This is a genomic window from Scardovia wiggsiae F0424, assembly GCF_000269605.1.
In the GTDB taxonomy this organism is placed as follows: domain Bacteria; phylum Actinomycetota; class Actinomycetes; order Actinomycetales; family Bifidobacteriaceae; genus Scardovia; species Scardovia wiggsiae.
Genome location: NZ_AKCI01000001.1, coordinates 1,192,305 through 1,204,768, shown reverse-complemented (window position 1 = coordinate 1,204,768; position 12,464 = coordinate 1,192,305). Strand labels below are relative to the sequence as shown.

Sequence of the window (12,464 nt, the reverse complement as noted above, 5' to 3'; positions counted from 1 at the left end):
AGTTTAGCGGATTACTGCTGATATTTCTGCTTTCGGTGATTCCTGTGCAGCCCTTCCCGCCTGCCCCCGGGCCTATGCCGTGCTGGAGCCGGCCTTTGCCCAACGCCATGTTTCCCCAGGTTGGCGCGCATCCGGAGGATGGCGGAAGTGACCTGCGAAACAGTGCCCGGGTCAATCCCTTCCAGCATCTGGCTTTGGACCAGGGCGCTCGCAGCGTCTATTTTGTTTGCGATGATAACGGCTTTTTTCGTCAAATGCAGCCGGATCTTGCGGGCATCGCGGGTGGAAGCGCTGCACGTGATCCAGCCCTTCTGCTCCATGAGCTTAATAACCCTGCTGCTTGTTGAGCGGGTGGTGGAGAAGCAGTCCCTTATATCGGACTGGTATGTCGGCACGCCTCGGGAATCGTTATGCGCAATAAGCATGATGATCCGCGCATTAGCCCCTGAAATGTCAGGGATCGCCTTGCCCAGGGCCTGTTCGGTGATATGGCCCATAACATTGAAGACAAAGATCAGCGGTGGCAATCCGGAGCTGCTGCCATCGTGGCTAGTATCGGTGCCTGTGGTATCTGCGAACATACGGGGCTGCACTTCCTGTCTTCTGTAGCGTATTGATATTTCACTTTATGCAGATTAGTGGATCTTTAAGGCTCCATCAAGTATAGCATAAATGTTGTATATGCAACATATTTCATCGTATCGGATAACGGCATGGTGCCGGATTTCTGCGCCATCGGTGCAATAGGCTAGAATTAGAAGAGCAGCTGTGCGGATCCCCGTGGGATACCCTGCAGCTGCCGGACAGGAAAAGTGGTGGAAAACGCCGAAGGAGGCATATTATGGCAGAATCGGGTTTTGACTCTTTGTCTCACGCTGTGCGCGATATTTTTATGGCCGGTGTAGGGCTTGCTGCAACAGGTGTTGATAAGAGCAAAGAGGTCATTGATGACCTGGTGGAAAAAGGCAAGCTGACTGTGGAGCAGGGGCGCGAACTGAACAGCGAGCTGTCCCGGAAGGCTAAAGATAAGGCAGACAGCACGATCTCCGATGCACAGGACCGTTTGCTGCGGATGCGCCTGGCAGCCATGAATGACGATGAACGTAAAGAATATGTAGCGCGTGTATCCAGGATCGCTGAGAAACTGAATGGCGGCAGCCCGGACGATACCGGCGATGCCAGCGGCATCCATACGCCCGGCGACACTGCGCAGGAAGGCAGCCCGGATCCGTCAGAAAAGAATGGCTGACCGCTCTGCCGGGGAATACCCGTTGCCCCGCCGCAGCGGTGTGCCGGCGGGGAAGTGCCATGTGCCCAGACACGTGGATACATCCAGTATGCGTAAGGGCCGCAGGCATCGGCGCCAGTACAGGGGCCAGGAAGGCATACCGGGCAGGAAGCAGCCGCGGGGGCGTCTCCATCGCCTTGCCCAGATAGTACGCATCACGCAGAAATACGGGGTCCCCTATAATGTGACGCCTGAAAAGCTGCGGATGGCCATGGAGGAGCTGGGGCCCACATTCGTTAAAGTCGGGCAGATCCTTTCCATGCGTTCGGAGATCCTTCCCGAAGAGTACTGCGCAGAACTGGCTAAACTTAAATCTGACGCGGACCCCATGCCCTTCCAGATCGTCCGCAAAACCCTTGAGCATGAGTATAACTGCCCGGTTGGGAAGGTGTTCAGCTATGTTGACCCCCAGCCTCTGGGGTCTGCATCCCTGGCGCAGGTCCACCGTGCAACGCTGATAACGGGGGAAGATGTCGCTGTTAAGGTGCAGCGCCCAGGTGTGCGTGAAACGATGGCGCAGGATATCGAAATAATCCGTTCCGTAGCGCGCACGGCTACGAAAGTTGCATCGCAGAATACCCAGATCGTTGATTTTATGGGCGTAGTTGATGAGCTGTGGGATACTTTCCAGTCTGAGACCGATTTTATGGTTGAGGCTAAAAACCTGCAGGAGTTCAGGGATTTTACTGAAAGCTATGCTTATATGGACTGCCCGAGGCCGTATATGCGGCTGTGCACGCAGCATATTGTGGTCATGGATTATATCGAGGGGACGCCTGTATCGCATCTTGGCCTGCTGAAATATGAAGGCTATGACCCGGATGAGATCGGCACAAAACTCGTTGACAACTATGCAACGCAGGTCCTTGACAAAGGGTTTTTCCACGCTGACCCGCATTCCGGCAATATTATTATCCGCGGCGGCCAGATAGTCCTTATAGACCTGGGCATGGTCGGCCGCATCAATGGCGAGATGCGCTCCATCCTCAGGCAGATGATATTCGCTGTGCCCCGCAAAGATTCGGTGACCCTTGAAGATGGGCTCCTGCGGCTGGCGGAAGTATCCCCCGGCGCCCTCCGTATTGACCGTGCTGCGCTTTTATCGGATATAGACCTGCTTATTGCGGATTTTGGGACTGTAGACCTGAATGACCTTGATATCGCTAAATTCATTATGTCCATGGTCCAGCTGGCATCGCGCAATAACCTGAAACTTCCGGGGTCCATCACAACCGTTGCGCGGAGTATGGTAACGCTTGAAGGGCTTGTCAACAAGCTCATGCCGAAAACGAATATGATGGATATCATTACGCAACATGTGCTTTCTTCGCAGAAGCCTGAAGAGTATATCAAAGATGAAGCACAGAAACTGGGGCTTGAATCCCATGGGGCGCTCCATGGGGCCCTTGGGGCTTTGGGCGAGGCCGGCACTGCTATGAGGATGCTTACGCGCGGGCAGCTGAAAACGAATATGGAACTGGTCGGGTCTGAAGAGCCCATACGCCAGCTGTCATTTATGGTTGACCGCCTGACTATGGCCCTGATAGTCGTCGGGCTCTATGTCGGGTCGTCGATCGTGTATTTTGCGCGTATCCAGCCTGTGGTTTTTGGCATACCGATTATCGGGTTCATGGGATACGTAGTGGCATTCATCCTGTCTGCATGGATCGTCTTTGATATTATGCGCAAGAACCGCGAGCTCAAGCGTAAAGGCAAATCCGGCTGAGGTTGTCTCCGGCTGGGCGCGCGGTCCCCTAAGCTGTACTTTTCTCTCCTGCCCCTGTATTTCTGTCCAGGCTGTCCGTCCTGCTGCGTGCTGTTTGCAGCTGCCTTTACTTTTTACGGCTGGATTTACCTGATGAAATCAAGGAATGCAGAAACCTGGCCTGCAATAGCTTCCCTGTCGGCATCACTGAGGACAAGCGTGTCAGTCTGCCATGATTCTGCTGAAAGGGGTACCGCGGCAATCGGCTCATCCATAACATCCATACCCGTGAACTTCCCCAGTTCCACAGCTTTAGGAAGGACACCTTCGCGCGCCCCGTCGGCTGCCGAGCTTACAGTGAATTTCACGCCGTATGATATGGCGCTTTCCCTTACGCCCTTTTCGGTTCCACGGGATATCCAGTCAAGGAGGTTTTTGACGCGGCCAGGATACGAGGCATTATACTGAGGGGTAACAAGCCATACGCCGTCAGCCTCCTTGAAAGCCTTGCGGGCTTCTTCGACGCTTTCAGGTGCCGGGAATTCTTCATCCTGGTTGATGAACGGGATATTGCTGAAATCCAGGAACTCTGTTTCTGCGCGGTCCCCAATCTCTTTAACGATCTCACGCGCAAGCTGCGCATTGAAGGAATGTTTGCGGTCGGAACCGACGATCATAAGGATCTTGGACATAAGCTGCTCCTTTAAGTTTTGCAGGTCAAATGTTTACGTAAATGGTCAACATGGCTGGGGCGTATATAATTCCATTTTCGTATATGGCATATATCACAGTGCCGCGTGTGTGCTGCTGTGCGCACAGATACCCTGTCCATGCCGGCGGTTTTATGCCTTGCCCTTCCGCGCCTTGCCCATCCCTTCCTGTTGTGCATACGGAACCCTGTCCCCCCCTATCCTTCGCCTGTGGGAAAATAGGGTTGTGAGTGAACAGGCGATACATAACAGTGGTGACGGCAATTCCGGCAGTGCATCGGATAATGCAGGCGGCAGCCCCCATGCTTCAGGGGAGGCCCAGTATCTTCCGCGTGCGGTGTTTTTCGATATGGATGGCACGCTTATCAATTCGGAAGTGTACTGGGCGCAGGTAGAACGCACCCTTGCAACTGAGAACGGGGTAGAGTGGACACCGGAACTGATGGCAGGGCTGCAGGGGACATCCCTGGCCCATGTGGCTGACGAGCTTATCCGGCTGGGCGTCCCTATGGGGCGCGAAGAAGTTGCGCATACGCTGGTTGATTATATGCATGATAAAGAATCCGCTCAGCTGCCATGGAACTCCGGGGCAAGGGATTTCCTGCAGCAGGTCCATGATGCGCATATCCCGGCTGTGCTGGTCACCGGATCGCCGCGTGTATTGGTCCAGAACCTTATTGATCATGTCCCTGACGGGATATTCGCCGGTTATGTGTGTGACGAGTCCCTGCCTGACGATAAGAAGAAACCGCAGCCGGATCCCTATTATATGGCCGCAGAAATAGCCAGGCTTGATCCGCATGACAGGCAGGCAATGGGCGAGTGCCTGGTTTTTGAGGACTCTGTTTCCGGTCTTCATGCAGCGTCGGCGGCCGGGGCAGTGGTTGTGCGGGTCGCAGGGGAAACGAGCACACCGGCTTCCGAACGCGCGCCCCATTCCACGTCGATCCCTGATTTTGCAGGCTTCACCCTTGCTGACGTTTCGCGCATCATGATTGAAGCCCGCGGCTAGCAGCGCTGCTCCCGCACTCTGCGCGCATCCATTGGGGGGTGCACTTTATGCATTGAGGTTTTCTCTGACGAGCAGAAAAAGGAGAGGCGGGGGATAAGGATATATTAAAAGAAAACTCGGAACCGTTACATGGGTTAAGTGGTTCCGAGTCGGTGGAGGTAAGGGGACTCGAACCCCTGACCCTCTGCTTGCAAAGCAGATGCGCTACCAGCTGCGCCATACCCCCAAAAGCAGCACCTTACACTGCGTATTGCGAGAATCCGCGTGGGCCCAGGAGGACTTGAACCTCCGACCTCGTCCTTATCAGGGACGCGCTCTAACCAGCTGAGCTATGGGCCCGTACCTGCAATCCGAAGCCAATCAGACCGCACAAAGAGTTATGTTACAACCACCCATGGAACACATAAGCAGGTTAGTATCCGTGGTGTGTCACAATAAAAGCATGCGATGGGGAAACAGGGGGCTGCGCCGCGCTGGAAATGTCCGGGAGCGTCTGGTCATTGATTATCTTGAAGTATTCGTGACGCGCAGGCCGGCGAATAAAAATCTGTATCTGAGGGTCAAACCGCCGCATGGGCGTATTGAGGTCAGTGCGCCTGTGCATGCATCTGCAGCTGATATCGAGAAGCTTATCCGTTCACACAGGGATTGGATCCGCAGACAGCAGGACGGTATTATCGCTGCTGAAATGGCACAGGGCGGCAGCCGCAGAGAGGCTGCAGGCTTGCTGCCTGCAGACCGCAGTGTACCCCGCAGTTTTTGTGTATCGCAATGGGATGATGCCCATAAAAAAGAGGCAGCCGGCATACTCCGGCCCAAAGTTGATGCCCTCCTTGCCCGCTACGCAAAGGTAACAGGCAGGACTCCGTCCCATATCACGCTGCGTACCATGACATCACGATGGGGGTCCTGCACACCGGCTACACGGCGGATCCGCCTTAACCTGGCACTTGCGTATATGCCTGAGGAGCTTCTCGAATATGTGCTGGTCCATGAAATGGTGCATTTATACGAAAAAGGTCACGGAAAGGGTTTCCGTGACCGTATGGATATGTATCTGCCCGACTGGCGTTCGCGCAGGCATGCGATCAACCAGTATACTATCTACTAACCCGGTTGACCCGGCTGTCCGCATGGTTCACGGGCCTGCTGTTCTGTGCCGGCCAAAGTTTTATCTGCCGGCAGGGCCTTTATTTGCCTGCACTCTTATCAGCGGCGCTGCGGGTTCCGGAGCCGGTGCGTTTCCGGGCAGCCTGTGAAAGGGTAGCTGTGCCCTTGGAATCTTCGGCAGTGACCATTGCGCTGGTCATCTGGCTGAACAGCTCGCCGTATCCGCCAGGGGTCGAAGCAGGCAGGACAACAGTCTTCGCGTTGTCAGACTCAGACAGGGAACGCATAACATCCAGATACTGGTTGAACAGCACAACGTTATTCACTTCGTCAATATCCATGCCGACAGCCTGCAGGCTCTTGATCTGGTCAACGATACCGTTGGCGATTTCGCGGCGGTAATTTGCCTGGCCCTCACCCTGGAGGCGCGTGCGCTCAGCCTCAGCTGCGGCCTGCGTTTCAATGGCAATGCGGTTTGCCTCAGCACGTTCGCGTGTAGCTTCCTTCTCGCGCTGGGCAGCGTTGATGGAATCCATCGCGGCTTTCACCTGGCTGGAAGGGTCAATAGAAGTAATCAGGGTCTTGACGACGGTGAAACCGAAGCGTGCCATCTCGGCGCCCACGGTAGCCTGCACGTCGGAAGCCACATCGTCCTTGCGGGCGAAAGCATCGTCAAGGGTCAGCATGGGGATGGCGCTGCGCAGGGCGTCTTCCATGTAGGACCGCAGCTGTCCGGCGGGATCCTGCAGCTCATAGTAGGCCTTAGCCACATTTGCAGCTTCAACGCGGAACTGGGTGGATACCACAACAGTCACGAACACGTTATCCAGAGTTTTGGTTTCTACCTTGACCATAAGCTGGTTGACCCGGAGGCTTGTCCTTGTTGCAATGCGGTCTACCAGCGGGATCTTGACATGGATGCCTGCCCCTGAAACTTTCAGGAATTTTCCGAAACGCTCAATGATATAGGCGCGCTGCTGCGGCACAACGTACAGCCCGGAAAGGAATATCCACAGAAAGATAACAAGGATTATCCCTAAAGTTATAAAGCCACCCATTATTGCTCCTTTGATACTTTATCTGGGTAAGTTTGCGTCATTCATCTGAGGTCCGCGTTTTTTATCCAGCGCCCTCAGCACTGTTCCTATCATACCGGGGAAGATAGAGATACAGTGCAGGTACGGCAAAGGCAGCAGGACGGATAACCTGCTCTGCTGCCTCAGGCTCCGGCGGTACGTACAGCATGCTGCATATACTGTGCTGCCGGTATTTTTGTGCGTATGCCGGCATCCGGGTGCGCCGGCATATCTCAGATGGGGCTATGCAAGGTGTGCGCGCATGAACCAGAGGAATTTCTCAAGGCTCTGGACATGGTCCTGGATAATATTCGAACTGATGACGTCAAGGCTGTCAAGCTCAGCGATGGCTTTACGGTCGTTCTCAATGAAACCCTCATAATATGTGATCAGGGCTTTCAGATATACAGAAGTGTCCTGTGAGCCTTCAACATCAAAACGTTCCCATGACCGGTTGCCCACGATGGCGTCTGCCCGCCCGTCTGACCATCCGCCCAGCTGGGCTATGCGTTCCGCAGTCTCATCGGCCTGCTCAAGGCAGGAATCGACTTCAGGGTCAAGCATCTCATGGACTGCAATAAAATTCGCGCCTTTCATATTCCAGTGGGCATGCTTCAGCAGGAGGGCCGCTTCCTGCTCCTGGCTGAGCCTGTCCTGAAGGATGGCAATGATCTTTTGCGAGGCCTGTTCATCAAGGCCGGGATTGATATATACAAGTTCCATAATACCTCCAAAGGTCCGTATCCGGATCCTATCGATATAGTACTGAACGGTGTTTCTGTTCCTTCTGCGGGGAGGCATCCAGATTCCACATATAGACAGGTATCCTGCCCGCATATGGATCAACAGCATGGACGCAGGATTAATTCCCCTGCTGCGCGTCCGGTGAGGCCGCGTGCTGCGCGGGATCCCGGGATGGGCCCAGGCGTACTTCTATGGCCTGGATACGCCTTCCGTCTACGGCAGTAACGGCCATGGTGAACCCTGCTGCGCGTCCGGCTCCGCCTGGATCCGCTCTGTCAGCTTCGTCCTCCTGCGTACTGTGGCTGATATTCCCAACTTCCGGATCAGCGACAAACAGTTCCTGCCCGACAAACCCCAGCTCGCCTGTGTGGGCCTGCATGTACCCGGCAAGGGTCTCATACGGTCCGTCCTCCAGCTCAATACCTGAGATATCGGCAAAATCTTCCAGGGTGATCCCGCCGTCCACAGTGAGTTTCCCGTCATGGAAAGCGGTTGCAGCCGTATTGCTTCCGGCCTCCGGAAGATCGTATTCGTCGCGGATATCGCCTACAAGCTCTTCGGTCATATCTTCAAGGGTAACGATGCCGTCAGTTCCGCCGTACTCATCGATAACTATGGCCAGATGGATGCCGCGTTTGCGGAGCAGGCTGATGCTGGGGAGTATTTTTGACGTCCCCGGCAGGCTGATCCCTTCCCGTGTTACATCGGCAACAGTGCGGGCATGGGGATCGCGGATATCAAGAAGGTCACGGACGTGGACGAACCCCAGGACATCGTCAAAATCTTTGCCCGTTACCGGGTACCTCGAATAAGGCAGGTCGCGGACGAACCGGGCGGCCTCACTGAGCGGCATATCGCCGTCAATAAACGTCACATCAGCGCGCGGCCGCATGACTTCGGCGACGATCGTTTCCGAGGCGTCAAAAACGTCATCGAGGATAACGCGCTCATCCTTGCCGAGCTGGTCATTCGACGACACCAGGACCCGCAGTTCGTCGTCGCTCACCGCATTTTCCGTTTCATCGGGATCAAACCCGAGGATGCGCACGAGTGCATTGATGTTTTTGCTGATAAGCCAGATAAGCGGCGCGCATACCGTTGCAATAGCATCTACAGCCGGGACAACAGCCCGGGCGATCTCCACAGGCCGCTGCAGCGCTATCCGTTTAGGTGTCAGTTCTGAGATGACAATGGAAAAATAGGAAATAATAATAGTCAGGACAACCGTTGACAGGCCGTCGGCGAAACCGGCAGGGACTCCCCATCTGACGAAAACAGGGGCGAGATACGGTGCAACAGCGCTTGCGCCAAAAGACGCAGACAGGAAACCTGCCAGGGTCACGCCGAGCTGCACTGTAGACAGGAAACGGTTAGGGTCTTTGGCAACCTTTGCCACGCGCGCCCCCCGCGCATCCTGCTGTTCCAGCTGTTCTATCTGAGATGTGCGCAGCGAGATAAGAGCCATCTCCGTCCCCGAGAAAACAGAGCCGATAAGCATAAATATAATAATGAAGATGATGTCAAGCCATACCGATGACATGTCTATCGCAATCCTTAATCACTGGCTGCCGCAGCCCCCGCCATGGACTGCCGGCCTTTACTGTCTGCTAAGCAATTCTAGCGCAGGGTGCAAAAAAGGCAGCCGTAAAGCTGCCTTACTGTTACAGTGCACGTATTCGTTCTGATACAGTATCTGACTGGTACGGTACGTATATGTGCCGGTTTACCTTTCGGAATCGGCGAGGCGCTGGCGCGCAGCGGCTATCTCTTCTTCGGCCCTGGCCGCATTGGTCCAATAAGATCCCGGCTGTACTTCCTTGCCCGGCTCAAGTGCCTTGTACTGGCTGAAGAAATGGTCGATCTCATTCTTGTGGAAATCGGAGACATCGTCAATATCTTTAACGGTATCAAAACGGACGTCTGCAGGGACGCAGAGGACCTTATCGTCGCCGCCGGCCTCGTCGACCATATGGTACAGGCCCACTGCGCGGCACTTTACTGTACACCCCGGGAATACAGGTTCCGGGAGCATAACAAGGGCATCCAGCGGATCGCCGTCTTCGCCGAGGGTACCTTCGATATAACCGTAATTATCCGGATACACCATAGAAGTGAACAGGATACGGTCCAGTTTGATGCGGCCTGTTTCGTGATCGACTTCATACTTGTTGTGGGAACCCTGCGGGATCTCAACAAGGACATCAAATGTTTCTGCCATAAGGACTCCTTTGGTTTTCACCAGTGTGTTGAACTTATCCATAGTGTAGTTCATTCCAGCTCAGCAGTCATGCATATGCGTAACGCTTTGTAGTGTTTCCTATTATAGGGCACTGCCGTCACAGGGCAGGGCCGCTGGCCGGGCAGGGCATTTCTGCCGGTCGGCTGGTCAGGCTAGCTCCCGGTGTTGGCCGCCGGCCTTCACATGGTTCAGTCAGTGCTATTGCTGACTGTCAGCACATGCGCAACATCAGCCCACGGGGCCAGGGATACGTAATTATCGTAGCCCCATGTGAAACTGCGGCCTGTCAGCTCGTCCCGGAGATGGAGTTCACCTCCGGCGATGCCGATATCGGCAAGCTCAATATGGACGCTGCCCTGCTGCGCATTATGCCCATCAAGGTTGACGACAACGATCACCGTATCCGCCTTGCCGTCGTCTGCAAGCTCAGCGGGAAGATGGCGGTAGAACGCAACGATATTGGGGTTCGCAGTACTCAGTACATGCAGGTCATGGTATGAGCGCGCGGCCGGATGGGTATTGCGGATCTCATTAAGGCGTGCCAGCAGTGTAGATATCCCGTATTCTTCAGCTTTGCTCCAGTCACGGACCTTGATCTCGTACTTTTCGTTGTCATTAGGCTCTTCCACCTGCCCTCGCTGGACATTCTCAATAAGCTCATAGCCGTTGTAGATGCCCCAGCTTGGGCTTCCCATAGCCGCCAGCACCGCGCGCACAGCGTGGCCGGCGATGCCGTTATCACGCAGGTAGGCAGTGAGGATATCCGGTGTTGTCGGCCAGAAAGAGTTGTGCTGGAAGAATGCGTCGTCACCGTTCGTCTCCGCCAGATACTCGTTAAGCTCTTCGCCCGTATTGCGCCAGGGGAAATAGCAGTGGGACTGGGTAAATCCGGCATAAGCGAGTGCGCGCATCATTGACGGACGGGTGAACGCCTCGGCGAGGAAGAGAATCTCAGGATGCTTGCGGGTGACTGCAGCAATAACATCCTGCCAGAAGCGCACCGGTTTGGTGTGCGGATTATCAACACGGAAAATAGTCACACCTTTGCTGATCCACAGTTCAAGTATCCGGATAACTTCCTTTTCGATCCCCGGCATATCTTTTTCGAAATCAATAGGATAGATATCCTGATATTTCTTCGGCGGGTTCTCGGCAAAGGCAATAGACCCGTCAGGCCTGATGCGGAACCAGTCAGGGTGCTGCTTTACCCATGGGTGGTCAGGCGAGCATTGGAGTGCAAAATCAAGCGCGACCTCAATACCGAGATCATGCGCATGGGCCACGAACTGTTCAAAATCTTCCATCGTCCCCAGCAGGGGATCAAGGGTATCATGCCCGCCAAAGCTGCTGCCGATGCCGAAGGGGGAGCCGGGGTCATCATCAGCCGCTGTCAGGGCATTATTCTTCCCTTTGCGGTTCGTGATTCCGATAGGGAAGATCGGAGGCAGGTAAACAATAGTGAACCCTTCGCTTTTAGCCCTGTCCAGCCCGCTGGTCGCAGTCCTGAAATTACCCTGGACTATTGCGCCTGTATCCGTATCAACATAAGCGCCTTCAGAACGCGGGAAGAACTGGTACCATGCCGCAAAACTCGAGTGCGGACGTTGGACGCTGATCTCCACGGGGTTGGATTCTGTGATATCTTCCCGAAGCGGCTTGGAAGCATGCAGGGCGCGGATCTTCGCATTATCGGCTGCAGCCAGGCGTTTATCATACGGCAGCCCTGTATTGGACAGAGCCCTGATTGCAGTATTGAGAATGGCACGCTCAGATTTTATAAGATGCGCATCATCGCTTCCATACCACCGTTCAAAAAGGCGGAGGCCCTCCTCAAGGGTGTTGTCCTGGTCGTCATGTGCGGCGATTTTGATGCGCGCATCATGCAGCCACGTAGCATAAGGGTCTTTCCAGCCCTCAACAACGAGTTTCCATGTACCAAGCTTCCGCGACACCGCATTGAAACCCGGTTGCCAGGGGAGTGCGGACTGGGCCTTGCCCATGCGGACTGCCCCCTCCCACAGATCCAGGCCTGCAACAGCCAGTGTAAGCGGGACGCGGCTGGATACGGTCCCGGTTTTTGTGTAGATGACTGCGCTTGCTCCAACTTTTGTGCGGCCATCAATAAAAACATTCGCCCGCACAGTGATCAGCTCACCGATTTCTGCCTTGGGAGCAAAACCGTTCTGAGGGGCGGGCGATACGTTGGTAATATTTACGCGGCCGAATTCTTCTCTGAAGGTACGCGAAAATGGGCTTTTATGGAGGGCGGACGGGCGGCCCGCAGTTTTCCTGGCTGTGGTTTTTGCAGTCTGCACAGTTTTTGAGGATCGTGACGCAGCCTTCTTCTGCGAAGCGGATGCAGCCTTTACTGCAGATATTTCTGTTTTCCCTTTTCCTGTTTTATGTGCGGTTTTAGATGATCCTGTACGTGCCATGATCTGCCTTTCACTGGTATATGCACTGTCCCATGCATTATTGATGTGTACGTCCTGCAGAGATCCCATAACAGCCGCATGACTGTATCCCCAGTCCCGCGCTGATACGCCTGCCGCGGGCAGACAGATGATGCCTGCCCGCTCT

General features: G+C 54.8%; 11 protein-coding genes and 2 tRNA genes. 4 read left to right on the top strand and 9 right to left on the bottom strand.

Going from position 1 to position 12,464, the window contains the following annotated elements:
- Positions 1 to 11: 11 nt before the first annotated feature.
- Entirely contained in the window at positions 12 to 581 is a 570-nt protein-coding gene (locus HMPREF9156_RS0105410; RefSeq protein WP_007147762.1) for a MarR family winged helix-turn-helix transcriptional regulator, read from the bottom strand.
- Between the two features lie 260 nt (positions 582 to 841).
- Here HMPREF9156_RS0105410 and HMPREF9156_RS0105405 point away from each other — a divergent pair, with 260 nt between their 5' ends.
- A complete protein-coding gene (locus HMPREF9156_RS0105405; RefSeq protein WP_007147761.1) occupies positions 842 to 1,249 on the top strand; it encodes a phasin family protein in 408 nt (135 codons plus the stop codon).
- An 88-nt stretch (positions 1,250 to 1,337) separates the two neighbouring features.
- A complete protein-coding gene (locus tag HMPREF9156_RS0105400) occupies positions 1,338 to 3,014 on the top strand; it encodes an ABC1 kinase family protein (RefSeq protein WP_007147760.1) in 1,677 nt (558 codons plus the stop codon).
- A 125-nt stretch (positions 3,015 to 3,139) separates the two neighbouring features.
- Here the strand turns inward: HMPREF9156_RS0105400 and HMPREF9156_RS0105395 are convergent, their stop codons facing one another.
- A complete protein-coding gene (locus HMPREF9156_RS0105395) occupies positions 3,140 to 3,685 on the bottom strand; it encodes an NADPH-dependent FMN reductase (RefSeq protein WP_007147759.1) in 546 nt (181 codons plus the stop codon).
- A gap of 244 nt (positions 3,686 to 3,929) precedes the next feature.
- Here HMPREF9156_RS0105395 and HMPREF9156_RS0105385 point away from each other — a divergent pair, with 244 nt between their 5' ends.
- Complete coding sequence (locus tag HMPREF9156_RS0105385) at positions 3,930 to 4,715, top strand: HAD family hydrolase (protein ID WP_007147758.1); 786 nt, start codon at positions 3,930 to 3,932, stop codon at positions 4,713 to 4,715.
- Between the two features lie 153 nt (positions 4,716 to 4,868).
- Here HMPREF9156_RS0105385 and HMPREF9156_RS0105380 read toward each other — a convergent pair.
- Positions 4,869 to 4,941: transfer RNA gene (locus HMPREF9156_RS0105380), tRNA-Ala, on the bottom strand.
- A 39-nt stretch (positions 4,942 to 4,980) separates the two neighbouring features.
- Positions 4,981 to 5,054 (bottom strand) — tRNA-Ile (locus tag HMPREF9156_RS0105375).
- Positions 5,055 to 5,157: 103 nt separating this feature from the next.
- On the opposite strand from HMPREF9156_RS0105375, the gene HMPREF9156_RS0105370 reads away from it, so the two are divergent.
- Positions 5,158 to 5,826, top strand: a complete 669-nt coding sequence (locus tag HMPREF9156_RS0105370; protein ID WP_017147547.1) for a M48 family metallopeptidase — start codon at positions 5,158 to 5,160, stop codon at positions 5,824 to 5,826.
- 79 nt (positions 5,827 to 5,905) lie between these two features.
- Here HMPREF9156_RS0105370 and HMPREF9156_RS0105365 read toward each other — a convergent pair whose 3' ends face one another.
- The 5 genes from HMPREF9156_RS0105365 to HMPREF9156_RS0105340 all read right to left on the bottom strand — a co-directional run bounded on the left by HMPREF9156_RS0105365 (position 5,906) and on the right by HMPREF9156_RS0105340 (position 12,319).
- Positions 5,906 to 6,883, bottom strand: coding sequence for an SPFH domain-containing protein (locus tag HMPREF9156_RS0105365; protein WP_007147756.1), 978 nt, complete (start codon positions 6,881 to 6,883; stop codon positions 5,906 to 5,908).
- 261 nt (positions 6,884 to 7,144) lie between these two features.
- Positions 7,145 to 7,624, bottom strand: coding sequence for a Dps family protein (locus tag HMPREF9156_RS0105355; RefSeq protein WP_007147755.1), 480 nt, complete (start codon positions 7,622 to 7,624; stop codon positions 7,145 to 7,147).
- A 139-nt stretch (positions 7,625 to 7,763) separates the two neighbouring features.
- Positions 7,764 to 9,185 (bottom strand): hemolysin family protein, encoded by a 1,422-nt coding sequence (locus tag HMPREF9156_RS0105350; RefSeq protein ID WP_007147754.1) that lies wholly within the window; start codon positions 9,183 to 9,185, stop codon positions 7,764 to 7,766.
- A 183-nt stretch (positions 9,186 to 9,368) separates the two neighbouring features.
- Positions 9,369 to 9,863, bottom strand: a complete 495-nt coding sequence (locus tag HMPREF9156_RS0105345; RefSeq protein ID WP_029246379.1) for an inorganic diphosphatase — start codon at positions 9,861 to 9,863, stop codon at positions 9,369 to 9,371.
- Positions 9,864 to 10,072: 209 nt separating this feature from the next.
- Positions 10,073 to 12,319 (bottom strand): maltotransferase domain-containing protein, encoded by a 2,247-nt coding sequence (locus tag HMPREF9156_RS0105340; protein ID WP_390156905.1) that lies wholly within the window; start codon positions 12,317 to 12,319, stop codon positions 10,073 to 10,075.
- Positions 12,320 to 12,464: the final 145 nt, after the last annotated feature.

Bases quoted from the DNA above. Each gene is read 5' to 3' on its own strand.
- HMPREF9156_RS0105410 (WP_007147762.1), bottom strand. From the start codon at position 581: ATGTTCGCAGATACCACAGGCACCGATACTAGCCACGATGGCAGCAGC.
- HMPREF9156_RS0105405 (WP_007147761.1), top strand. From the start codon at position 842: ATGGCAGAATCGGGTTTTGACTCTTTGTCTCACGCTGTGCGCGATATT.
- HMPREF9156_RS0105400 (WP_007147760.1), top strand. From the start codon at position 1,338: ATGCGTAAGGGCCGCAGGCATCGGCGCCAGTACAGGGGCCAGGAAGGC.
- HMPREF9156_RS0105395 (WP_007147759.1), bottom strand. From the start codon at position 3,685: ATGTCCAAGATCCTTATGATCGTCGGTTCCGACCGCAAACATTCCTTC.
- HMPREF9156_RS0105370 (WP_017147547.1), top strand. From the start codon at position 5,158: ATGCGATGGGGAAACAGGGGGCTGCGCCGCGCTGGAAATGTCCGGGAG.
- HMPREF9156_RS0105365 (WP_007147756.1), bottom strand. From the start codon at position 6,883: ATGGGTGGCTTTATAACTTTAGGGATAATCCTTGTTATCTTTCTGTGG.
- HMPREF9156_RS0105355 (WP_007147755.1), bottom strand. From the start codon at position 7,624: ATGGAACTTGTATATATCAATCCCGGCCTTGATGAACAGGCCTCGCAA.
- HMPREF9156_RS0105350 (WP_007147754.1), bottom strand. From the start codon at position 9,185: ATGTCATCGGTATGGCTTGACATCATCTTCATTATTATATTTATGCTT.
- HMPREF9156_RS0105345 (WP_029246379.1), bottom strand. From the start codon at position 9,863: ATGGCAGAAACATTTGATGTCCTTGTTGAGATCCCGCAGGGTTCCCAC.
- HMPREF9156_RS0105340 (WP_390156905.1), bottom strand. From the start codon at position 12,319: ATGGCACGTACAGGATCATCTAAAACCGCACATAAAACAGGAAAAGGG.